Consider the following 22,953-nt stretch of genomic DNA (forward strand, 5'->3'; position numbering starts at 1 on the left):
TTTTAGCTATGAAATCGTTATCTACTACTATAATTGCTATATGTCTTTTTGTACTTTGTCTATTTGAAAAAGAGGCGAAACAACAAGCACTGGAAGCACAAAAGATCAAAGAAAAATCTACTGAAAATCAGGTAGTTACTAATCAAAAACCATCAACCGCCATTTTTGCAGGTGTACAAAAAAGCAATGTTGTACAAGGTCAATTTCAGCTTGCGCAGTTTGTTGTATCTGATTCGTTAAGCAGTACAACCCCAACTTCTGAATCTCTTTAAATATATATCCACTTCATCAAATCTATAAAAAGTGCCAAATCTGGTTACAGATTTAGCACTTTTTATATTTTTTTATTTTTAAGCCTCTGTTATTTCTCAAATATTTTTTTTCTGCAATCTAAAACCTTGCAATTAAGAATCCTCCTCTGTACAAATCCGCTTTTTCTATTTGTGCTTCTCGGTTAATATTTTTTCAGTCAGGTCGCTTCTCTTAAATTTCATCAAAAAACGATTTTCACTGCACATCAAGGCAGCTTCCGCGTACTTGATAAACTGGTTTCAAAAATGATTTATTCAGGAATAATAATAAATAAAGCAAGAGTCGGTTACAATAAATAATCCAAAAAAAATGAAAAAACATTCCGGATTGTTTTACCAATCAGTTTTTATTCTTTTCCCAAAGCAATAATGTCCGTTCCTTCCAGGATTTTCTTGTTATAACCTTTTGTAGCGGAATGTATCATAGCCAAACCCAGCTCCTTCATGGTACAAAAGCCGGTTGGATAAATTGCACGTCCAATCGGAAATAACCAGCCAATATATTTGTAAAATTTATGCGTATATTTTAATCCTTTCGTTGCCTTAATAAATCCGGGTCGGAACGCATAAACAGCTTGAAAAGGTAATTTCATCAAATCATTTTCCGTTTTTCCTTTGATCCGGGCCCAAGCCAGACGGCCTTTTTCCGTACTGTCCGTTCCACCTCCGGAAACATAACAGAAAGTCATACCAGCATTAATCCTGCTTAACGTTTCCGCAACATGCATCGTTAATGTGTAAGTCATTTTGTAATAAACTTCCTCGGAAATTCCCACAGAAGTAACTCCCAAACAAAAGAAACAGGCATTGTAACCGGAAAGCTGACTTTCAATGGCCGAAAAATCAAAGAAATCCTGGTGGATAATTTCCTTGATTTTTGGATGTGTTATGCCGCTTGGTTTTCTGTTGATGATCAAAACGGCTTCCACCTGCGGGTGTTGCAAACATTCGTGTAAAACGCCTTCTCCAACCATTCCCGTGGTCCCGGTAATTATTGCCCGTATGATTTTACCTTTCGTCGTATCCATATAATCATTTGGTGTTTGTGAGCATTTCCCAAAGCAAAACAAAAGTTTCATCGATAACTTCTTTCTGCTTTGAATCAGGTAAATCGTTGCTGACCAGATACTGATGAACGCCATAGAGATGGCTTCCCAGCAACATGGCTATCAGATTAAGCGGAAGTGATTTAAATAAATGACTGTCCATTCCTTCGCTCAAAAGGCAAGTAGACAAACGTGTCTGTCTTTCTTTATCTTCCGGGGAAACCTTTGCCACATGCGGCGAAAAATTGAATTGCTGGATAAAATAAAACTCGTCACGGTGAATCAGAGCCCATTCCAGTGATTTTGCATAAATCGCCTTCATCTTCATTTCCAGTGTTTCCTCATCGTTAACCTGTGTTAGCAGAAAAGCATTCAATCTATCCTTAATACCATTATATAACGCTACAATCAAATCTTCCTTCGTTTTAAAATAATGAAACAAAGTACCGTTGGCAACTCCTGCTTCTTTGGCGATTTTACTCGTTGGAGTACCATGAAAACCAAATTCCACAAAAAGTTTTAATGCTGCTGCTAGTATTTCCTTTTCCTTATCCATTTTCAAGACTGACTGATCACTCTATAAAAGTAATTAAATTGAGCAGGTCTGCAAAATATATATTCCAAACATGGGCATTCATAGTAAAACAGATTCAGTCATCTAGCAGTACCGATAACTAAAATCTTGTTATCTTTTCCCTTTCGCGTGGTAGGAATTGGTACTAAATAGTATTGTTTGAATCAATTGAGGGTAAACATGGAACATTTTGGGTTCGTTACAATCTGTAAAAACACTTAATAAGATAATGTTAATGGATTGAACGAATAGAAAAAGTTAAGAATTACCAGATGATTTTAACGAGATCTGAATAATTATTAAATTTTTGATCTGCACTTATAATAGCAGCAGATTCTGCTATCGCAGTTGCAATAATTAATCGGTCAAAGGTATCTCTGTGATCCTCGGGAAAGGGGACTTTTGATATTCTAAAAGATGGGAATTACTGATTGTCAGAGTACAGATATCTGCAATTTTGATATCAGTAAAAATTTCTGTCAAAGGCTTATTTAGCCTCATTTTCCCAATTTTTTCGTTAATAATTAATTCAAAAAGACTTATCGAACTTATAAAAATTTCATTATCCAAATCTTCAATAAGAAGCTTGGCTTTTTCAGATAACAAATTATTTCCTTCAATAAACCATAATAATGTGTGTGTGTCCAGTAACAATTTCATTACATATATTCTTTTAAGTCATCAAGTGGGTCATCGAAATCCGGACTTATTTCAAAAGCACCTTTGGATATCCCAAAAGGTCTCTTTTTATTATCAGACTCTAAATTGCCGATTTCTTCAAAAATGACAGTCACTTTTGTTTTAACATTGATTTTCGACTGCTTTTTTAGAAAAATCTGCCCATTTTCATAAATACCTTCAATTATAGTACGCATAGCTTTAAGCATTTTATATTCAAATATATCCCTTTATTTAATAAAATGCTCTCTCCGCCGCAATGCGGATCAACACACTAATTTTACTAACATCCAAACAATCAATAAATTAATTAACCCGCTCCTTCTCATCATCCGTGCCATTATTATTATACTTGCGCTTTCTGGCGAAAGTATCTTTTCCAAAACGGTAAGTAAACGCGAATCCGATACGCGGTGTATCTGTTTTAGTGATTTGCGTAAAGTCTGATTGTTTTAAACTTACAGATCGGTTATGATAAACCCAGGAATGAAATACATCCTCTGCCGAAATACGAATACTTCCTTTTCCATTCATGATTTTTTTCTGAACAGAGGCATTCACACGATACATTCCACCGGTTATAGCCTGGCCCGTTATATCTGTACTGGCGTAATAACCACCTAGTTCTGCATTCCAGTTTTTGCCCAAAGTCAGGTAATTATTCATTTCAAATCTGGCCATATTCAACGCTATATCCAGATTTTCTGTATAAATTTTCCCCTGAGTGGTGATATGCGAAAGTCTCAGCGTAGTATTAATATACCACCATTTGGTCGGCGAAACTGAAACCGTAGTATTCAATAACACCATATAACCTTTGGCAATATTTTCTGGTCTGGAAATGAAAATGCTATCTACGGTCTGGGTTGTCTGGAAAAACAGGTCAGAAAATTCATTGTAACTCAGGCCCATGTTTAAAAACTGTTTGTGCTGGTACTTCAACTCCACTCTGTTTTGATATTGTGGTGTCAAGCCAGGATTTCCAGAGCTGTAAGAATACTGGTCTTTGAAAAATATAAACGGATTAAGTAATTGATAATTAGGACGATTAATTCTCCTGACGGCCATAATTCCAAATGTATTTATCCCTTTATCATCCAGTTTGTAATTCAAAAAGATACTCGGAAACAATCCTGAATAATTTTTGGTAAAAGTCATTTCTTCAACTATTTCATTACCCAGTTGTCGTCCCCGGGCATGTGTATTTTCAAACCTTACACCCAATTGCGCTCCGAAACGTTTCCATGTTTTTTGTCCGTTCACATAAGCCGCATTCACATTTTCTTTGTACTTGAAATGGTTGGATTTACTATTATCGATCGTTTGTGAATTCCCATTTTCATCAAAATAATTAAACACAAAATCGTTGTCAACCATACTGGTTTTAATTCCTGCCTCCATTTTCGCCTTGTTTTTCAAAGGATGGACATAATCAGCCTTGGCTGTATAAATGTTGATATCCGAAGGAATTTCGTATAAAAAGTCATTTCTGTTATTCAATAATCCATCGGGCAAAAAAGTACTATTCTGCAAAATCTGATTTGCACTTGTATTGTATTTCAAATAATTCACATCCGCGGAAAATTCCCGGCCCGTCGTGTTAAGTTTATGAAGCAGATTCAGGTTTATTCCTGTATTATTTCTTTTATCTGTACTTTCCGTGCTTCCTGAACCAATTGCATCCAGTTCATGAGCTGCGTTGAAATTTCGGCTTGTATAGTTGAAATTTCCATTCCGGTTTCCGCCGTTCAGGTTCACAATCACACCCAGCGTAGTTTTAGCCGTTGCGGTGAAATCAAGCCCGAAATTCGCACTCAGGAAATTATTTGTATTGATCAGTTTGTTTACCAGATTGACAGTCGAGGTAAGTTCGTTCGAGGTATCATAAAAACGTCTGTCGTATTTATCCAGACTATAATTTTTTTCAAAACCGTAACCCAGATTGGCAAACAGATTTACTTTTTTGTAATTGTAATTCAGATTTAAAGCGTCATTACTTCTCACATATCTGCCAATACTGATTCCTGCGGCCACATTTCCCGTAAAACCTCCCACCCTGTTCTTTTTCAATCGAATATTGATAATTGCGTTTCCTGCTGCGTCGTACTTTGCAGGCGGATTATCCATTAATTCTATTTTTTCAAGCATTCCTCCGGGAAGGGATTTTAGATATGCCGCTAAATCCGCCCCCGACATATAAGTGCTTCGCCCATCAATCAAAACAAGTACACCACCTCTGCCATTCAAACTTACATCACCATTACTACTCACGGAAACACCCGGTGTTTTTTCCAAAATTTCCAGCGTATTGCTTGTTGCACTGCTGATCATGGCTTCAACATTTACTGTCGTTTTATCGATTTCCTGCACAATCAAAGGCTTTTTTGCTTTAACAGTTACCTCATTTAGTTCAACACTTTTGGCCGGAAGCAGAATAATTACCGGCAGGGAAATCATACTGTGCACACTATCAATTGTCAGCGGAACGCTGGTAAACGGCTTTTGTCCCACAGCTGTTATGGCGAGCAGATAAGTGTTATTTTCCAGATTATTAAACTGAAAGCTCCCGTTTACATCCGTAATTTCTCCCTTGATTAAAGTCGAATCGATTGCTTGTAATAACCGGACGGTAGTTCCCGGAAGTACTTCATTCCGGGTGTCTTTTATTGTTCCGGAGATGGTTTTGTCTGTGGTTTGTGCTACTACAAATTTTGTCAAAAAAAGAATTAATAATGAGGTGATTATCGTTTTCATGGCTATATGATTTGCGTTTTTCAATCGTGATAAGCAAATATTGAATACGCCGTTAGCTACATGAAATAATTGTGTTGTAACTTCCCAAATCACTGACAGAATGTGGTTTTTACATGTCAAAACATTTTGACCTGCCACAAAAGCTTTCTGTCACGGATTCCGGCTGTTTCAACAGTCTGGCTGATAGTTTCCCATTTTTTTATAAAGCTTTGCAACAGGTTTTACTGATGCAAATACGATTCATATGAAAAATAAAAGGATTGAGGATAATAAGGATCTTACTAACAAAACGGCCTACTTTTTGCTTGCCGCTATTGTGTCCGTGCCGCTTTTCCTGGCCATAGATGCGTTCGTAAACGCCTTGCATTTAAACGAAGATGAAGCCATTTCCGCAGCCGCAACCGGTTGTTTTCTGGCTGGTGTTTTTTTCGGTCGTTATTGTGCGGAAATTCTGATGACAGAAATCAAGAAGATTTTAAATATTCACCTGATTTCGCTCTTCATACTGATCATCATTAACATAATCTGGATTTTTTATCATGCAGACTATCCGTTTGAGAATCATGCAGCGCTAAACCTGCTGATGTACTGGATTCCGTTTATGGTTGTAAGCATCGCAACCGGAGTTCTGATAAAATTTATTCGATTCATGTCCCAAAACGAATTGAAAGAAGCACAGACTTCCGCAGCCAACAGTCAAAGTGAACTGCATCTTTTACAGTCTCAGCTAAGTCCGCATTTTCTGTTTAATACGCTGAATAATTTATACGGTTTGTCCATTACCCAGCACGAAAAAATACCGCCTTTGCTACTTCGTTTGTCAGATTTGCTGCGATATTCTGTGTATGAATCCAACCAGAATTTTGTCCCACTGAAAGATGAACTGGCTTATATTGACAACTATATCGAGTTTGAAAAAATCCGTATTGGTGAGCGTTTGGTATTAAAAACAGAGATAGAAAAAATTGACAGCACAAACATCAAAATTGCTCCGATGCTTTTGATTGTTTTTATTGAAAATGCTTTTAAACATTCCAAAAACACGGCGGAAGAGAAAATATTTATTGACATTTCTCTAAAAACGTGGAGCAATTATATTCTGTTTTCAATCAAAAATTCGCATAATAAAGTGGCCGTTGAAGAAGGAACTTCGGTCAATAAAAACAGCGGTTTTGGATTGGTTAATGTTAAAAAAAGACTGGAATTACTATATCCAAACGAATCTGAACTTAATATTGAAGACGACGAAATAATTTATAATGTCAATCTGCGATTGAAAATGAAATAATTTAAATCCATTATCTGATCCAAAAGCCAATCGCCAATACCTAAAAGCCAACAACCAATGACTATTTTCAATTGCCTGATTGTAGATGACGAGCCAATCGCAAGGGATATCATAAAAAATTATTGCGGGCATTTGCCATATCTCAATATCGTGGCAGCGAGTGGAAATGCATTGGAGGCGAAGGCTATTTTACATCAGCAAAAAGTTGATATTTTATTTCTGGACATCAATATGCCAATTATGGACGGGATTTCCTTTTTGAAAACCTTAAAAAATCCGCCGCAAGTCATTTTCACAACAGCTTACAAAGAATATGCACTGGATGCTTTTGACCTTTCGGCTTGTGATTATTTGTTAAAACCATTTTCGCTGGAACGTTTCATCATCGCGGTTGATAAGGCAACTGAAAAATTGCAAAATCAATTACCGCTCGTGCCAGAAAACATTGAGACGAAATCGGACGATTTTATTTTTATAAAAACCGACGGCAAGATTTTCAAAATCCTTTATCAAGATTTATTATTTGCAGAGGCAAATGGCAATTATACAAAAATTGTCACCACGCAAAATACCTTGCTGCCCGCAATGACTTTTTCAACGGTTGAAGAACTTCTTCCAAAATCGCTTTTCCTTCGTATACACAGGTCGTTCATTATCAATAAAAGTAAAATTGATCATATTGAGGGGAACCGGGTTTTTATCAATAATATGGAAATACCGATCGGTGGAAATTATAGAGAAACCTTTCTTAAACAATTGGGATTTTCATCCTGATGTTTTCGTTATTTCAGCGCAACAAGTTTAGCTTTAACCCTATCTTTACAATCATCGAACTCCTATTCATATTGTTATGTCAAAAAAATTATCGTCGATTTCCTTTCTTACACTTTTTGCCCTAAGCTGGCTCGCGCCTTTGCCAGCCCGACTTCAAAATTTAACGACTGAGCATAGTAAAGACTGGATCGCCAAGTCCAATAAATACACACAAATGCTGGTTGAACTGGATATCAAATATTCACCGGAAACAGGTTCTTCGCAGGGATTAGCCATTTATGATACGCAAATTTCTGTTCCAACAATGGCAAATCTTCTGGCACAAAGAAAAGATGAAGAATTGTTATTGACCAAATACGTTGCTGCACTCAAAATTGAAAAAGATCCGGCGGTTATTCAGGACCTTAACATTTTAATAAGCCATTTGAAACTTGGATTTCGCCAGCAGGATTTTGAGCGGAACCGGCAAGTACCATTTTTAAACGCGGCGTCAGCAATTTACGGTGGACTGGAAATTTTGCTGGACGACCAGACTCCGGCTGAGAGACACGCCGCGGCTGTCGCCAGAATTCGCAAATATGCCGGTTTGGAAAAAGGTTATAAGTCATTGACATCTATTTTTCAGCAACGGGTTTCGAGCCAGATCGCGGGGAAAAATATGATTTATCCATCCAGACAACAGATGGAAGTAGATTTATCCCGGAACGCCAGTATCATCGAAGGCATTTCTGAATTGTGTAAAAAATATAAACTGACAGGTTGGGATGAACCTTATGCGCAGTTAAAAAAGCAGGTTGAAGATTATGACAAATGGACACGGGAAAATGTTCTGACAAAAGCCAGAACTGATTATCGTTTGCCTCCCGAAGAATATGCTCTGGCGCTGGAAGCTTACGGGATTGATATTCCCCCGGCTGAACTGGCCAAACTGGCACATACCGGTTTTACGGATATTCAAAATGAAATGAAATCAATTGCAGAACAGATTGCAAAGGAAAGAAATCTGTCTTCGAGCGATTATCGTTTTGTGATTAAAGAATTGAAAAAGAAACAGATACACGGCGACTCCATCATTGCATTGTATGAACTCCATTTGAAAGATATTGAAGAAATCATTCGCAAACATGAACTGGTAACTTTGCCAAACAGACCGGCAATTATTCGTCTGGCTACTGCGGCAGAAACGGCACAAGGTCCTGCACCACACATGGTTCCGCCGCCATTCCTGAATAATACCGGTCAGCGTGGCGTTTTTGTTTTGCCTTTAAACATGCCGCCTGCACCAGGAGAAAAAGAAGGTTTGAAATTTGATGATTTTACCTTTGACGCCGCTTCCTGGACAATAACAGCCCACGAAGCAAGACCGGGTCACGAACTTCAATTTGATAAAATGGTTGAAGAAGGCGTTTCACAAGCTCGTTCTTTGTACGCTTTCAATTCAACAAATGCAGAAGGATGGGGATTGTATTCTGAATACATTACCAAGCCTTATATGCCTTTGGAAGGACAACTCGTTTCGCTCGATTACCGGCTTTTGAGAGCGGCCCGTGCATTTCTGGATCCGGAATTGCAGGCCGGAACAATCACGCCGGAAAAGGCACTTGATGTTTTAATGAACGACGTCGTTCAGTCAAAAGCTTTTGCGCAACAGGAAGTGGAACGGTATACTTTGCGGGCACCCGGACAAGCCAATAGTTACTATTACGGTTACCTCAAAATGATTGCGCTGAGAAAAGATACAGAGGCAGCTTTGGGTGACAAATTTAAAGCAATTCGTTTTCATGATTTTATATTGTCACAAGGCTTGCTGCCACCTGTTTTGATTCGGGATGCGGTTTTTAAAGAATTTATTCCCGCCGAGAAAAAGCGTTAATTATTCATAACTTTTACCGTTTTTAACAACTCAAATCCAGCTCCTTTTCTTCCGGGAATTAAGAGCTGGATTTTTTATTTTACAAAAAGGATTTTATTAGAAATTCGTTTCAACCCACTCCCTGTATCCGGCTGGTTTTCTCTTTCAGATAAATTTCTTCTTCTCTTCAAAAGAAACATTTTCCCCTTTTTTAAATTGGACAATAATTTTTGAACGATTATTCAACTATCCCGGTTTTTTTGTTGTTAGTATGAGTGGCAGCTTGGTAATTACAGTATGTCACATTCAGTTACAAATTTGCATCAACAACAGTTATGAATGTCTTTCACAGACTTTTCAATCATAAAAAAGGCTTAACAATGGATACAAAGGAATCAAAAAATATAGCTTATTCGGTGCTGGATCTTGCCACGGTTATTGAAGGTAAAACGCCGGCGGATACTTTCAAGACCAGTCTGGAACTGGCAAAAGAGGCAGAAAAACTTGGCTACACACGCTATTGGCTTGCTGAGCATCACAATATGATCAGCGTTGCAAGTTCTGCCACTGCTGTTCTTATCGGCTACATCGCCGGCGGAACTTCTACGATCCGTGTAGGCTCGGGAGGTATTATGCTGCCAAATCATGCGCCGCTTGTAGTGGCTGAACAATTCGGAACGCTGGCATCTTTATATCCTGACAGAATTGATCTGGGTTTGGGGCGTGCTCCCGGAACCGACCAGATGACTGCAAGGGCGATCCGTGGTGAAAATTTCAATGCGGTTCACAATTTCCCAAGCGACATTGAAACACTTCAGACCCTTTTCTCAAAAAATAATAAAACCGGTAAAATTCGTGCAATTCCGGGTGATGGCCTGGAAGTTCCCATCTGGATTTTAGGATCGAGTACGGATAGTGCACGTGTGGCGGCTGCAATGGGGTTGCCTTATGCATTTGCAAGCCATTTTGCACCAGCTTATTTTCTTGAAGCAATAGAATTATATAGAAAAAATTTCCGTCCGTCTATTTATCTGGACAAACCTTATGTGATGGCTTGCGTCAACGTAATTGCCGCAGATACGGATGCCGAAGCTGACAGATTATCAACTTCTGTTCTCCAATTCTTTCTAGGCGTAGTTAGCGGAAGTCGTAAACTTTTGCAGCCTCCGGTTGACAGTATGGACGATATCTGGAATTTCCAGGAGGAACATGCGGTGAATCAAATGCTTGCCTATTCATTCATCGGCGGACCGGAAAAGCTGAAAAAGAAATTAACTGCATTTTTCGAAAAAACGCAGGTTGATGAAGTAATGGCAACTTCTCATATTTTTGACCACCAGGCAAGAATCGTATCTTATCAGCTTTTCTCGCAAGTTGTGCAGGAAATTAATTCTGTCGAGGCTTGAAAAATATTTAAATTAAGAACAGGCTGCTTCCGGAATTTTGGAAGCAGCCTTTTTTATTAACCTCTTGATGCATTTATTTTTATATAAGACTTCCCATAAATCCGCGATTCGTCCAAGTAAATCCGTGACCCGTTAAGAAATCACATATCCGGTCCCCCGACCTTTGTCAGGAATTAAAAAACAGAATTTACTGACAATTGAATCAGGCAAAACAATATGAATACGAATCAAAATAAAACGTTTGAAGAAACAAAAGTTGTTATCATCGGCGCCGGCGTGTCCGGTTTGACATTGGCAACTTTCCTGCAAAAATCTGGGGTAGCTTGCGTAGTTCTCGAAAGGCGAGATCGCGCTTATACGGAAACAAGGCAACGGGCAGGTGTTGTTGATGCGCGCGCAGTACAAATGTTCGAACGGTGGAATATGGCCGATAGGCTTCTTAGTGGTCCGGTCGCCCAGACAATTGATTACCGGCTCAATGGCCACAGTCGGATTTTTGAGGTTGCGGGAGAAGACGGAAGCCCGGGCAGATTCTGTACGCAGCAGATGCTTATCATTAACCTGTTGCAGGAACTGATTGATAATATGGCAGGTGATGTCCGTTTTGAGGTAACCGACGTGGTTATTCAAAATGAGGAGGATCAACATCCGCTGGTCTCCTATTCTGATGCTAGTGGTTCTCACCAAATTCGCTGCGATTATATCATCGGTTGTGATGGTGACCGCGGTGTCAGCCGGGCTTCGATTCCTCAGGGAATCCTGACAAGGTATAGTCATGAGTTTGGTTACGCATGGCTGGCAGCACTTGTTGAAGCGCCCGTTACTGGAAATCCAATTATGGGCATCAGTGATTATGGCTGTGTTGCCCAGCTTCCCCGCGGTCCGCATAGAAGCAGGTATTATCTTCAATGCGCACTAAGTGATGGTCATGAAGACTGGTCAGATGAACGGCTTTGGAATGAAATCCGGCTGCGGCTCAGTGATAATGCTATTGAAAATGCTACCGTTCACGACAAATTTTTCGTTCCGTTGCGGAGCGTGGTTTATGCTCCAATGCAATATCGAAATCTTTTTCTAGCCGGTGACGCAGCGCATCTCGTACCTCCTGCCAGTGCCAAAGGAATGAATCTGGCTCTTTTTGACATAGACATATTGTCGAAAGCTCTGCTTGGTGCTATACTTGATCAGGACAAAACTGCATTGGAAAATTATTCAGATACTGTCCTTCCACATATTTGGAATTACCAGGATTTCAGTGTCTGGATGACTGATATGATGCATGACGCGGGCGATCCTGGCCAACACGGTACGTTTCGTCAAATGACTGCCCGCGCCCGTCTTGATAATTTGTTCAATTCACCAACAGCGGCTCGCATGCATAGCGAATACCAGAGAGGAACAAACTGATATCTTATATTTAAGAATTGCGGCAATATAATTTTGAATCGAATTGATGTTAATCTTTTTTTTGTCCTTAAATATTCCAGTCGCTCAAAATCATTTTCTGTCGGAAAGTCCTCCTGAATTAACCAGTGCGGCATAACAAATGATGTATTAAATTGCTTCAACAATATCATTTAGAAAAGTTATGAAAAATGAAACGTATAAACCTGAATTTTGGGAATCAAGCTTTACAGAATAACAGGAAATGTGGGGCTTTGAGCCTTCAAAGTCGGCAGTAGCAACAAAAGATTTTTTTGTTCAAAACGCTGTGAAGAATATTCAGATTCCTGGTATTGGATACGGACGCAATACCCAAATTTTCAGAGAAAACGGCATCACGGTGACCGGCATCGAGATATCAAAAACAGCTATCGAAATGGCGAGAAAACATTACGGTACAGACATGACTATTTATCATGGATCCGTAACTGATATGCCATTTGAATCAATATGATGGCATATTTTGGCCTCATTATAATGTGATTTACAAATTCTAAAAAAAACAGACAGCCGTGATTTGTCCATCTTTTAACGACATTTATAAAATGAAGATTATTTCGGCAGGTCTTATTATTTATTTTTCTTTTGAACCATAAAATACGATCAATGAGTAAAAAAGGAAAGATTCCGGTTCATCGTATGGATGATTGGTTTTCCGGAATTTATGTAAAGTCTTTTGCTACTGCGAATTCAGCCGGTAAAACCTATGAAGTTTCCCAGGCTCACCGGCATGATTTCTACTATTTCGTGTTGCTTGACAAAGGCGAGATGGAACTTGAAGTTGACTTTGAAAAAATTCAGCTGGCTGATCATTCCCTTTTTCTGTGTTATCCGGGACAGATTCACCGGATTATTTCAGCAGATTTGGAACAGGGCTGGTTTCTGGCATTTGATCCCGCTATACTGGACGAAAAGCTTAAAAATATTCTGGATCAATGCCTTTCGGAAGTAATTCGAGTGCCGTTATCGCCTGAACAATCGATGAACCTGTCTTCCTTCATTAATCATTTACATACAATTTATGATGACCGGACGCACATGTTTCGCCAAACCATTACGCAGTCTCTGGTAACCGCACTAGTTTATCAGATTGCCTCGGATTATTTGTCAATGGAGCGAATTAATTTAATCAAACACGCAACCCGAAGTATTGAAATAACGAAAACTTTTAAGCAGATTCTTCGTCACAATTTCAAATCGATGAAAAAGCCATCGGAATTTGCTTCTAAAATGAATATTTCGGTAAGCCACTTGAACGATACAGTCAGATCTGTCACCGGTTTTCCGGTTACTTATTATATTCAGCAGGAATTGATGCGGGAAGCCCAGCGGTTATTATATCATTCCGATCTTGCTGTGAAGGAAATAGCAGATTCTCTTGGTTTTGAAGATCCGCAATATTTCAACCGGTTGTTCAGTAAGGTTATCGGAATTTCACCCGGAGCATTCAGAAAAAAAGCTGAGACATCTGTTCATTTATGAAAACAGGCCGATCCAGCGATTATTGAATCAGCCTGTTTTCACATTTCATAATCAGGAATATAACTCCTGTTCATCGGTATAATAAGTACTTTTTCCACCAATTTTTTCCTGAATAATTTCAGCTCCCGTCGGACTCGTTTTTCGTTTACTATGGTGAACAGACATAAAATCACGAATTTCCCCGCTAATGATATCAGGATGAGATTTCAGGATTTGCTTTTCTGCATCCGTTAAAACGTGCTTTATTGCTTTGGCCAGTTTTCCTACTTCCGCTTTTGGAATTTTGGAAGAAATAGATTTAGGGGATATTTTGGCTTCCCATAAAATCTCATCGGCATAAGCATTTCCAATCCCGCCAATCATCTTCTGGTCAATAATGAAAGATTTTATTACCGACCTGCTTTTTGCCAGTTTCCCTTCAAGCCAATCAGCAGTAAGTGAATCCGAAAGCGCGTCAACAGTATCATTGCTTTCAGGATTCAAAGAAATTTTTGCCATTTTCTGAAAATCCGTCATAGCAAGCTGGGTGCCGTCTTTGAAAATAAAAGCAACGATCGTATACTTTGGCAATTCTTCATTTTCCTGCAAAATAAGCTTTCCATTAAGCATGAGATGCATACTGACCAAAGCATCTTTTCCAAAATCAAAATATAGTTCTTTCCCCAGGCGGTAAACGTCTTTCAAATGTTTTCCGGACAAGCCATCGTTCAGTGCTTTTTCACCTGCATCAATCTTTTTTCCTTCAACAACTTCAACTTTTTCTAATTCTTTCCCTTTCAGGTTTTTAAGCAAATTCTTGCTAAACACCTGCAAATCTGGCAATTCCGGCATATTTGTATTTTTTAGTTGATGATAAGTTTTTCGTGCCGCAATTTATAACGACTCATCAAATTATCAATTCAACATTACTTTTTCATCCTATTTTCAAACAAATAAACCCCATGTTTGTTGGCAACAACTATATCCGGTTTACTATCGCCATTCATATCTTTTACCGTAATATTCAGTCCCGAACCTGAATCACTGTCAATAATATGTTCTGTGTAATAAGGCTGTTTGGCTGAATTAAACTCAAACCACAATAAAATCGGAGGATCGCTATCGCCCGGGTCGTGGCCGTGATGTGCAAGAAATCTTTTTCCGGTAATATAATCTTTTCGACCGTCGCCATTCAAATCGGCCATTAGAGAAGAATGTGTTTGTGCTGTCGTTTTGCTCATTAAATGCGAAACAAAGTAAAGACGGCCTTTGACATCTGTAATCTGTTCATGCCACCAAACGCCCATCGAATGCGCAGATGCACTTACCACGTCATTTTTCCCATCGCCGTTTATATCCATGATTTGCATATGGGAACAGGGTTCGCCAAGATTTGCATTATGAAACACCCAGTTTCCTTCTTTCGGATCCTTTTTTCCTTCAAACCAGCCTTCCATCACGGTGACATCATTTATGCCATCTTTATTTACATCTCCAAATCCAATTCCATGTGAAAAAGGCTCCGTTCCGGGTGCATTTTCTTTGCTGATTGCAAAACGTTTCCATTCCGTTTCACCGGGTTTCAAAGGCGCTTGCAGCCAGATCATCTGCTTTTTCACTTTGTCACCACACAAAATATCCAGCCTGCCGTCGCCATCGATATCAACAAAATTTGGTGATTCATTTGTTATTCCCACACTGTCGGCAATGATATGTTTTTTCCAGGCTCCTGGTTTATTTTGTGGGTTTTCAAACCAAAAACCAGGTTTCCCAGGGAAATCGACGATGATAACATCCTCCCAGCCGTCCTGATTCACATCCATTCCAAGATTCAAAAAAGAATTGCTGTATTCAGTCAAAGGATCAAAAATACGCGAAGGCGCCATTTCATGCCGCGTCCAGGTAGGAGCTTCAAACCAGTAATATCCGGCAATAATATCCATTTTTCCATCTTTGTTCAAATCGGCCACCGCAGCACCTTCCGAGATAAAATCTCCAGTAATTTTCGTTTTTTTAAAGTCTTTTGAGGTGTCTGTTGTTTTGGTCTGAGCATAAGAAATGTTTACGCAGAGACTAAAAACGAGTATTATTATAAATCTATTCCGGTAACTTCCAGTGTATCCTATTCTCATATTTCCCAACTTATTTATATCTTAAATTCAGTTTATTTCTCCAAAGCTTTGCTGATAAGCATCTGGCTTTCATGATTTTCATGTGAGTGGGTTTGACCCAGTTTCTCATTCAAATCCTTCAAAACCTTTTTGGAATCATCAGTTCCAATGGCCGCGACACGCTGAATTGTGTAAGGCAAAATATTTGGAAGTTTTGCTTTTTGAGCAATTTGTAAAGCTCGTTTCATATCAATTGCAGCCAAAGGTTCTGCTGCATACCAAACCATCAGAGGCAGATTGTGATCGTCTTTATCTTCAACTTTTTGGGAAAGCGCCTCGACAACATCCCAGCGCTGCGCAGGTTCCAGTCTGAGCATGGCAGAAGTCAGGTATAATCTTACCAGTGACGAATTATCATTTTGCGCCAAAGCAGCAAACCGTTTCAACGTTTCAGGAGAAACATTTTTGCTTTCCGTTAAAAGTTGGATGGCCCAGCTTCTTAAATATTCGTTGTCGTTAGCCAGCAAATCCGTAAGATCTTTTTCGGTAAGTCCTTTTGTAACATGAAGCGTCCATAAGGCACGAAGTTTTCTTGTTGGATCAGGATTTTTCGCGAGCATTTCTTTCAGTGCTTTGTGTACTTTTTTATTCGGGCCACGTTCCTGCAAAATCACGCGCGCCTGCCTTACATACCATTCGTTTTTATTAAGCTGATAATTAACAAGTTCCATATCAGACGCTTTTGACAAATCCACTTTTACCCACTTATCACTTTCATGGGTAATTTTGAAAATCCTGCCCATTGTTTTGTTATGGACGTCCGGATTTGGGCTATGACATTGATTTTTATCATACCAGTCGATCGCAAATACAGAACCGCTTGGATCGTATTTAAAATTCAGCCACTGCGACCACGAATCGTTCATGGAAAGAAAATCGTTTCTGTGCGTTGCCAGATATCCGGATCCTTTGCGTTCAAGGTGGTCGATATTTAGTTTTGCACCATTGATATTGTTCATGAAAATCTCGTTACGATATTCCTGCGGCCAGGTATCACCTCCCAGATAAATCATCGCTCCCGCATGTGCATGACCACCACCGGCAGATCCGGACCGGAAATTTCCTGCATGCGGACCGCGCTCTCCTACCCAGTGCACGTGATCGGCAATGGTTTTGATGTCGTCATAAGTATAAGGATTGAAATGTTTCCCCGCCTGGCGCTGGTACCTTGCGCCCTGTATGACGTGATACATGTGCGGAATCACACAAACGGTGATAAAAGGATGTCCGTAATCATTGAAATCAATTCCCCAAGGATTGCTCGAACCTTCCGCAAAAACTTCAAATTCGTGTGATGTTGGATGAAATCTCCATACACCAGCATTTATTTTGGTACGTTCTGCATCCGAAGCACCCGGTTTCCCCACATTGGAGCGTGTGAAAACACCGTGTGTTCCATAAAGCCAGCCGTCTGGGCCCCATCTAAGGTTATTGAGTACTTCATGGGTATCATCCACACCCCAGCCATCAAGCAATTTTTGCGGCGGACCGGCTGGTTTGTCATTCTTTGCATCGATCGGAATAAATAATAAATAAGGTGCGGCGCCAAGCCAAACTCCTCCCATTCCCACTTCAATACCACTTACCAGATTTAATCCTTCCGTGAAAACTTTTCTTTTATCAAGAGTACCATCGCCATCTGTATCCTCAAATATCAAAATCCGGTCTTTTCCCTGTCCTTCCGGAGCGGGAACAGGATAGGTATGTCCTTCAACAACCCAAAGCCTCCCGCGGGAATCGATCGTAAAACTGATCGGGCGAACGATATCCGGTTCAGCGGCAGCAAGTGTAATTTTAAAACCCTTTGGCGGCGTCATCACTTTGGCCGCTTCTATTCCCGAAAGTCCTGCGTGAAGTACCGGATCAAGCGGTGGTAAGATGATAATATCCTTTTGTTTCAACTCGTTAGGAAAATCGGGCCGACTTGGGTAAAAAAGAAATTCGTCAAAATTGATATGTCCCCATTTATCATCAGGAATGTACGGAATCTGGGAAATACCGGTTTCGTTGTCGATGATACGGATGAAAATTTCTTTATTCTGATAAGCCTGAAGGTCAACTACTGCCGGCTGTAACGTAGCTCTTCCCTGGCCTGTGATGTGAAAAATAACGCTATCTGTCCCGGCAAGCACAAGTTCCACACGCGTATCCTGTAAAGCTCCGCCGGAAACCCTGAACGCTGCAAACGGCTGTGTAACCTTGAAAGGAACCGAAGTTAAAGTACCTGTAAGTTTGTAGTTTGTTGTCCCGCCGCTGCTTAGGAAATATTTCCCCTCGAAGCCGATATGCATATCTTTTTCATGAACCGGAGACGGGTCGTCTGAAAAAAGAGGATTGGCGAAAGCATTACCCGTTGCTGTCCAGTCTTTTAAAGTACCGGTTTCAAAATTCAGGTTTAGCGGCCTTCCATCTTTTGTTGGCAGTTTACCCGCTATTGTTTTATCCGAAATCACTCCTTCCACCACTTCAAAACTCCCAACCATTCCTGCCGCACGGTGACCCGGAACAGAACAGAAGTAGGTATCACTTTCAACAGCTTTGAAAATAAGGCTCGTACTCGTTCCTTTTTCAATAATCACCTTACTTTTCAGACCCATTTTCTCCAAAGAAATGTCATGTGTCATCAGCTCACCGTTGGTAATTTTGATTCTTACACGATCTCCTTTATTTGCTTTTAAAGTCGGGTTGCGAGAGCCATCCGGAGCGAAAAAACCGAGCATGGTTGCTTCCAAAGCATAATCCCTGTCGAAATTGGTGGTATCTGTAACGGCAGAAGTTTTGGTTTTCTGAGCGCTGCTGAATGGTTTTGGAACAATAAAAAAGATTGAAAGCAGCAGAATAAGTAAACGAAATGCGGACATAATAACGGGCTGTAAAGGTGTTAGGAATATTCACTTTCTGATTATTTAAAAAAGTGAATATATAACAGAAGTTACCCGTCTGATTTCATATAATATGTTAATAATCAAATTAATGGCCCACTTTCTCCGAGTCCAAAAATATAAGATATTAACATTTAAAGATAAATTATAAGTAAATTTTCATACATTTTAAAAAACATAACCGGCTGTCAATCAGAGATTAAAATCTAACATTAACAGCCGGTTATATGCAAGCAGGAAATTAATTACTCAATCCTCTGCCTGTTTTATGTTGCAGTTCATCAATTCTTTTAGACGCTTCTGCCTTGCTCAACTTTTCATCAAACTCCTCTCCGGCTTCGTCAGAAAGAGTTTTGAGGTAAGAATGTTGTGCGCCTGTCATGGGCTCATTTCCTGTGGTCCATTCATCCGGATCTTTAACGGTATTATCGCCTTTGATTACCTGATTTTCGTTTGATGGATTTTGAGTCTCATCTCCCGATTCTTTATTTATAGTTGCCATTTTAGTTTTGTTGATTTGACAGGATATATAAAAAAACTGAGCCAGAAAGATTTACATCAATACCGCTATTCAGAGTCGTACTATACGTTTGATGGTAGAATTTTAACCGCAAATTCAACTTCTAAATTTCAAATTTTAAACGAATCTTATACCCAAGACAACCATATTCGGAAAAATCGTGTCCTTATTGTATCCTCTTTTAACTTATACCAAAATGAACCGGATCCAAACTGTCTTATGCCTCATTTTCATGTCGCTATCATTTTCAGGTTGCAAAAATCCCGATGATCCTGCTAATAAAATCTTGATTGAGCCGGTTGGTAGTTCTTATTATTATGTAAAAAATCAGACTGACACAGATTTACATGCTGAATTTCAAGTACCTATTTATGACAGAAGCATTGACAGTGTTGTTCAGATAGATAGCATCATTCCAATTCCCCGCCTGTCCACAACAAAAATCCGGGAAGATTTGGGGCATTTTGGACATAATCCCGTACCCGGTGATACATTCAAGAATATAAGATTTTTCAAAATTACCGGCGGGACAAAAACTCTTGTTTTAGAAATAAATCCGGTAAAAAACGAAAGATGGATTTCCACAATTTTATCCCGGGACGAATATGGATATGGTTTGACAGAATATCAGTTTGTGATCAGAAAAGATGATTTGTAGAGAAATGATTTGTCCTACTGAAAAATTTCCTAGCTTGTAAACATTCAAAAGCCTGAAACTAAATCATTTCTATTAGCAATGAAACTTAAAACATCCTTGATTTGGGTAGTACTTCCACTTTTTTGTTTTGATAATTTACTGGAAGATAACAAGAAGTAATTTGGTTGCTATAAAGCTGGGGGATTGTAAAAATGGCAGCGTTGAGACTATTGCGGAATTAAATAAACAAGTAAAAAGAAATTTCTTAAATCAAGAATCTTACGAAGTAAGTGCATTCACGGATTTCGGGCCGTGTTATCTGGCGAATTACAATAAAAAACATGAGCTTTTACGTGTTGCCATTGATCCGCCAAGTGGCTGGTCAGGCCTTTATAAAGCCTCAGCTCAGCAATTGCAGGAAATAGTAGATAAAAAATTAGATGATGATGAAATTCGTAATTATTTGGAAGTATTTCCGAATGAAGATTATCCGGAAGATATAGATTAAGTTGATTTCTTTTCTTGTAATTTTCTTCTAACTGTCTGATATCAAACAATTAAGTTTCGATCATTATGGAAAAGAAAATAAAAGTTAAACTCGTAAAATTAGGTAGCCTGTTTCCAGTTTATAACTGATTTTTATAGATTTTTCCTGCATACAAAACGACACCTAATGATACAACCGTGCAATTTAAGGTTCATTATTAACAAAAAAGGGAACAATCATTTGACCGATTATTCCCTTTTCTATCAAAAATTCTATCAATTACTTCACTGAATTTCTCGGATCAGTAACATAATTCAGCTGATATTCTTTCGGAGGTTCGGCACCTAACAGATGGCGAACAAAATAATCCCAGCGACGTCTCATCATATAAGGAACATAGTTACCATATCCGTGACGGCTGTTTGGGAAAATGATCAGGTCATAATCTTTATTCGCTTTTTCCAGCGCTTCAAGAACCAGCATTGTGTTGTATGGCGGCACATTATCGTCCATCATACCGTGTGCCAGCATCAGTTTTCCTTTTAAATTTTTCGCGTGAACCTGATTTGCCTGCGCTTCATAATTTGACACGCCTTTTGAATCTTTTGTCAACAAACCAATGTAACGCTCGCCCCAGTCGTCCTCATAATTTCTGTTATCCTGGTTACCCGATTCCGAAATTCCAACTTTGAAAAAATCCGGATATGTGAACATCGCACAAGCCGTAGCGAAACCGCCTCCGGAATGTCCATGCATACCTATACGGCTGGTGTCGATCCAGTTGTATTTCGCTGCCAATTGTTTAATTCCTGAAACCTGATCAGGCAAAGTATTTTCAGCCATTTGCCCATAATTCATATCATGGAAACTTTTCGACCGCAACGGATTACTTGTACCTTCCAGCTCTATCACGATAAATCCAAGTTCAGCCAAAGCCTGATTGTCTCTTCTCGAAGCGGAAAATGCCCAGGAACCCACGCTCCCACCTTGCGGGCCAGGATAGATATAATCGACAAGCGGATATTTTTTTGTGGAGTCCAGTTTTGATGGCGTGTACATTAATCCGTATACATCCGTTTTCCCGTCATGCGCTTTCACGGAAAAAGGAATCGGCGCTTTCCAGCCAATTGTTTTCAAACGGCTTACATCTGTTTTTTCAAGCTCGGTGATTAATTTTCCACTCATATTTCGCAAAACCATAACCGGAGTAACATCAGGTTGTGAATAGGTATCGATGAAATAATTTTCGGAAGTCGAGAGTGAAACGGTGTGAAATCCAGCCTCTGGTGTTAATAAGGTAAGACCTGAGCCATCAAAATTTATTTTGTAAAAATGACTGAAATATGGATTTCCGGATTCTTTTCCATTAGCCATAAAATAGATTACACGGCTTTTTTCATCCACTTTTATCAATTGCGTAACCAGCCACTCACCCTTGGTGATCTGATTTTTCAGCTTACCGGATGTCGCATCATACAAATACAAATGTCCCCAGTTATCCTTTTCTGAATACCAGATAATTTCCTTGCTAGCAGCCAAAAACCGCCAGCTGATACCTCTTTGCCCTGATTCGAATTGTGTTGGCGAAACTTCTTCAAAAATTTCCTTTACTGAACCCGTAGCCGCATCAGCAAGTCTTACCTTTTCCTGTTTGTGATCACGGGAGGTGGAAACAAACATAAGCTGCGAACCATCCGGGCTCCAGGCAGCATCATTAAGTACACCGCCACGACTGATATCATCACCGGAAGTTGATCTGTGAACGTCAGCAGGAATTTGCAAACGCACTATTTTGGGGGTTTCCACATTGATAATCACACGATGCAGCATTGCCACAACGCTGTCACCCGGCAAAGGATATTTCCATGCTTCCAGTTTTGGATGACCAACATTGGTCGTTACCAAAAACATATCCCCTACTTTTCTTTCATCCTGCTGATAAGTAAAAATCTTTTTGGAATCAGGCGACCAAAGCAATACCGGTTTGTCACTATGACGCCACCCGGCGTTGTCCGTAGCATATCCAAAATCCTTAATTCCGTCAGTTGTCAGCTGTGTAAGCTGATTGGATGCGACATCACGAAGCCATAAATTATAATCTTTTATCAAAACAGCCTTTTTCCCATCAGGAGACAATGTTTCGCTTTTCGGATCTTCGTCTGTTTTTATTTTTACCGAAGTATCTTCTGTAATTTGGTATGTTTTCAAATCGGCTTTCCACTGCTTACCACTGGCGGTAAACAAAATAGATTTTTCATCCGCTGAAAAAGCAAAATTCTGAAAAGGAAGCATAAAAGCGGTATAATTTTTTCCGCTTGCGGAAGAAAGAGATTGCGCCAGTTTTTGGTGGTTGAAAGCAGGCAATCTCGTTCCTTTCAGTGCATTTACCAAAATAAATTCGCTGCCTTGTGCCGTGAGGGTACGATACCAAAACCGCTCTCCGGAGATCCAGGTCGATTTTCCGGCAACATTGTCGATGTACTTTTGCGTGTTAGGAGCTAGAAAACTTTCTGCTTTTTGATAGTCGTTTGCTGTCAGCGCCGCTTGCTGCGAAAACGCTGAACCGGTTAGGAAAACGGGCAAAAAGACTGTAAATAATTTCTTCATATTAGGTTGTTGCCTTGTAATAGGATGTGAGGAAATATTCCCGTGCTGCAAAATAAGTATTT

The 22,953-nt window shown here is 39.5% G+C and carries 20 protein-coding genes; 10 read left to right on the forward strand and 10 right to left on the reverse strand.

Going from position 1 to position 22,953, the window contains the following annotated elements:
* Nucleotides 1-8 precede the first annotated feature (8 nt).
* Nucleotides 9-272 (forward strand): hypothetical protein, encoded by a 264-nt coding sequence (locus IEE83_RS21100; RefSeq protein ID WP_194122483.1) that lies wholly within the window; start codon nt 9-11, stop codon nt 270-272.
* A gap of 386 nt (nt 273-658) precedes the next feature.
* On the opposite strand, the gene IEE83_RS21105 is transcribed toward IEE83_RS21100, so the two are convergent.
* From IEE83_RS21105 to IEE83_RS21120, 5 genes are all read right to left on the reverse strand, one after another.
* Nucleotides 659-1,339, reverse strand: coding sequence for an NAD-dependent epimerase/dehydratase family protein (locus IEE83_RS21105; RefSeq protein WP_194122484.1), 681 nt, complete (start codon nt 1,337-1,339; stop codon nt 659-661).
* A gap of 4 nt (nt 1,340-1,343) precedes the next feature.
* Nucleotides 1,344-1,913, reverse strand: coding sequence for a TetR/AcrR family transcriptional regulator (locus tag IEE83_RS21110; protein WP_194122485.1), 570 nt, complete (start codon nt 1,911-1,913; stop codon nt 1,344-1,346).
* Between the two features lie 283 nt (nt 1,914-2,196).
* Entirely contained in the window at nt 2,197-2,340 is a 144-nt protein-coding gene (locus IEE83_RS33625) for a PIN domain-containing protein (protein ID WP_369009355.1), read from the reverse strand.
* Nucleotides 2,341-2,590: 250 nt separating this feature from the next.
* Nucleotides 2,591-2,806 (reverse strand): antitoxin AF2212-like protein, encoded by a 216-nt coding sequence (locus IEE83_RS21115; RefSeq protein ID WP_194122486.1) that lies wholly within the window; start codon nt 2,804-2,806, stop codon nt 2,591-2,593.
* Nucleotides 2,807-2,915: 109 nt separating this feature from the next.
* On the reverse strand, nt 2,916-5,363 hold the full coding sequence (locus IEE83_RS21120; RefSeq protein WP_194122487.1) for a TonB-dependent receptor: 2,448 nt from the start codon (nt 5,361-5,363) through the stop codon (nt 2,916-2,918).
* A 244-nt stretch (nt 5,364-5,607) separates the two neighbouring features.
* On the opposite strand from IEE83_RS21120, the gene IEE83_RS21125 reads away from it, so the two are divergent.
* The 7 genes from IEE83_RS21125 (at nt 5,608) to IEE83_RS21155 (ending at nt 13,608) form a co-directional block, all read left to right on the forward strand.
* A complete protein-coding gene (locus IEE83_RS21125) occupies nt 5,608-6,651 on the forward strand; it encodes a sensor histidine kinase (protein ID WP_194122488.1) in 1,044 nt (347 codons plus the stop codon).
* Nucleotides 6,652-6,708: 57 nt separating this feature from the next.
* Nucleotides 6,709-7,425 (forward strand): LytR/AlgR family response regulator transcription factor, encoded by a 717-nt coding sequence (locus tag IEE83_RS21130; RefSeq protein ID WP_194122489.1) that lies wholly within the window; start codon nt 6,709-6,711, stop codon nt 7,423-7,425.
* A 76-nt stretch (nt 7,426-7,501) separates the two neighbouring features.
* Nucleotides 7,502-9,298 carry a DUF885 domain-containing protein gene (locus tag IEE83_RS21135; RefSeq protein ID WP_194122490.1) on the forward strand — a complete coding sequence of 599 codons (1,797 nt, stop codon included), beginning with the start codon at nt 7,502-7,504 and terminating at the stop codon, nt 9,296-9,298.
* A 359-nt stretch (nt 9,299-9,657) separates the two neighbouring features.
* On the forward strand, nt 9,658-10,683 hold the full coding sequence (locus tag IEE83_RS21140) for an LLM class flavin-dependent oxidoreductase (RefSeq protein ID WP_194122491.1): 1,026 nt from the start codon (nt 9,658-9,660) through the stop codon (nt 10,681-10,683).
* A gap of 216 nt (nt 10,684-10,899) precedes the next feature.
* Nucleotides 10,900-12,090 carry a 4-hydroxybenzoate 3-monooxygenase gene (locus IEE83_RS21145; protein WP_194122492.1) on the forward strand — a complete coding sequence of 397 codons (1,191 nt, stop codon included), beginning with the start codon at nt 10,900-10,902 and terminating at the stop codon, nt 12,088-12,090.
* Between the two features lie 241 nt (nt 12,091-12,331).
* Nucleotides 12,332-12,580 (forward strand): class I SAM-dependent methyltransferase, encoded by a 249-nt coding sequence (locus tag IEE83_RS21150; RefSeq protein WP_228101917.1) that lies wholly within the window; start codon nt 12,332-12,334, stop codon nt 12,578-12,580.
* Between the two features lie 152 nt (nt 12,581-12,732).
* Nucleotides 12,733-13,608, forward strand: coding sequence for an AraC family transcriptional regulator (locus IEE83_RS21155; RefSeq protein ID WP_194122493.1), 876 nt, complete (start codon nt 12,733-12,735; stop codon nt 13,606-13,608).
* Between the two features lie 51 nt (nt 13,609-13,659).
* Here the strand turns inward: IEE83_RS21155 and IEE83_RS21160 are convergent, their stop codons facing one another.
* From IEE83_RS21160 to IEE83_RS21175, 4 genes are all read right to left on the reverse strand, one after another.
* Complete coding sequence (locus IEE83_RS21160; protein ID WP_194122494.1) at nt 13,660-14,439, reverse strand: DNA-formamidopyrimidine glycosylase family protein; 780 nt, start codon at nt 14,437-14,439, stop codon at nt 13,660-13,662.
* Nucleotides 14,440-14,513: 74 nt separating this feature from the next.
* Nucleotides 14,514-15,719, reverse strand: coding sequence for an FG-GAP repeat domain-containing protein (locus IEE83_RS21165; RefSeq protein ID WP_194122495.1), 1,206 nt, complete (start codon nt 15,717-15,719; stop codon nt 14,514-14,516).
* Between the two features lie 32 nt (nt 15,720-15,751).
* On the reverse strand, nt 15,752-18,619 hold the full coding sequence (locus tag IEE83_RS21170; protein ID WP_194122496.1) for a PVC-type heme-binding CxxCH protein: 2,868 nt from the start codon (nt 18,617-18,619) through the stop codon (nt 15,752-15,754).
* Between the two features lie 262 nt (nt 18,620-18,881).
* Nucleotides 18,882-19,142, reverse strand: coding sequence for a DUF3072 domain-containing protein (locus IEE83_RS21175; RefSeq protein WP_194122497.1), 261 nt, complete (start codon nt 19,140-19,142; stop codon nt 18,882-18,884).
* A 214-nt stretch (nt 19,143-19,356) separates the two neighbouring features.
* Here IEE83_RS21175 and IEE83_RS21180 point away from each other — a divergent pair, with 214 nt between their 5' ends.
* Together IEE83_RS21180 and IEE83_RS21185 are read left to right on the forward strand one after the other, a co-directional pair.
* Nucleotides 19,357-19,818 (forward strand): hypothetical protein, encoded by a 462-nt coding sequence (locus IEE83_RS21180; RefSeq protein ID WP_194122498.1) that lies wholly within the window; start codon nt 19,357-19,359, stop codon nt 19,816-19,818.
* A 160-nt stretch (nt 19,819-19,978) separates the two neighbouring features.
* Nucleotides 19,979-20,305, forward strand: a complete 327-nt coding sequence (locus IEE83_RS21185; RefSeq protein WP_194122499.1) for a hypothetical protein — start codon at nt 19,979-19,981, stop codon at nt 20,303-20,305.
* Between the two features lie 258 nt (nt 20,306-20,563).
* On the opposite strand, the gene IEE83_RS21190 is transcribed toward IEE83_RS21185, so the two are convergent.
* A complete protein-coding gene (locus tag IEE83_RS21190) occupies nt 20,564-22,891 on the reverse strand; it encodes a S9 family peptidase (protein ID WP_194122500.1) in 2,328 nt (775 codons plus the stop codon).
* Between the last annotated feature and the right edge of the window lie 62 nt (nt 22,892-22,953).

Origin of the sequence: Dyadobacter subterraneus, assembly GCF_015221875.1 — a bacterium.
Classification (GTDB): domain Bacteria; phylum Bacteroidota; class Bacteroidia; order Cytophagales; family Spirosomataceae; genus Dyadobacter; species Dyadobacter subterraneus.

Excerpts from the sequence above, each read along its gene's own strand:
- IEE83_RS21100 (WP_194122483.1), top strand. The coding sequence starts at position 9 with ATGAAATCGTTATCTACTACTATAATTGCTATATGTCTTTTTGTACTT.
- IEE83_RS21105 (WP_194122484.1), bottom strand. The coding sequence starts at position 1,339 with ATGGATACGACGAAAGGTAAAATCATACGGGCAATAATTACCGGGACC.
- IEE83_RS21110 (WP_194122485.1), bottom strand. The coding sequence starts at position 1,913 with ATGGATAAGGAAAAGGAAATACTAGCAGCAGCATTAAAACTTTTTGTG.
- IEE83_RS21115 (WP_194122486.1), bottom strand. The coding sequence starts at position 2,806 with ATGCGTACTATAATTGAAGGTATTTATGAAAATGGGCAGATTTTTCTA.
- IEE83_RS21120 (WP_194122487.1), bottom strand. The coding sequence starts at position 5,363 with ATGAAAACGATAATCACCTCATTATTAATTCTTTTTTTGACAAAATTT.
- IEE83_RS21125 (WP_194122488.1), top strand. The coding sequence starts at position 5,608 with ATGAAAAATAAAAGGATTGAGGATAATAAGGATCTTACTAACAAAACG.
- IEE83_RS21130 (WP_194122489.1), top strand. The coding sequence starts at position 6,709 with ATGACTATTTTCAATTGCCTGATTGTAGATGACGAGCCAATCGCAAGG.
- IEE83_RS21135 (WP_194122490.1), top strand. The coding sequence starts at position 7,502 with ATGTCAAAAAAATTATCGTCGATTTCCTTTCTTACACTTTTTGCCCTA.
- IEE83_RS21140 (WP_194122491.1), top strand. The coding sequence starts at position 9,658 with ATGGATACAAAGGAATCAAAAAATATAGCTTATTCGGTGCTGGATCTT.
- IEE83_RS21145 (WP_194122492.1), top strand. The coding sequence starts at position 10,900 with ATGAATACGAATCAAAATAAAACGTTTGAAGAAACAAAAGTTGTTATC.
- IEE83_RS21150 (WP_228101917.1), top strand. The coding sequence starts at position 12,332 with ATGTGGGGCTTTGAGCCTTCAAAGTCGGCAGTAGCAACAAAAGATTTT.
- IEE83_RS21155 (WP_194122493.1), top strand. The coding sequence starts at position 12,733 with ATGAGTAAAAAAGGAAAGATTCCGGTTCATCGTATGGATGATTGGTTT.
- IEE83_RS21160 (WP_194122494.1), bottom strand. The coding sequence starts at position 14,439 with ATGCCGGAATTGCCAGATTTGCAGGTGTTTAGCAAGAATTTGCTTAAA.
- IEE83_RS21165 (WP_194122495.1), bottom strand. The coding sequence starts at position 15,719 with ATGAGAATAGGATACACTGGAAGTTACCGGAATAGATTTATAATAATA.
- IEE83_RS21170 (WP_194122496.1), bottom strand. The coding sequence starts at position 18,619 with ATGTCCGCATTTCGTTTACTTATTCTGCTGCTTTCAATCTTTTTTATT.
- IEE83_RS21175 (WP_194122497.1), bottom strand. The coding sequence starts at position 19,142 with ATGGCAACTATAAATAAAGAATCGGGAGATGAGACTCAAAATCCATCA.
- IEE83_RS21180 (WP_194122498.1), top strand. The coding sequence starts at position 19,357 with ATGAACCGGATCCAAACTGTCTTATGCCTCATTTTCATGTCGCTATCA.
- IEE83_RS21190 (WP_194122500.1), bottom strand. The coding sequence starts at position 22,891 with ATGAAGAAATTATTTACAGTCTTTTTGCCCGTTTTCCTAACCGGTTCA.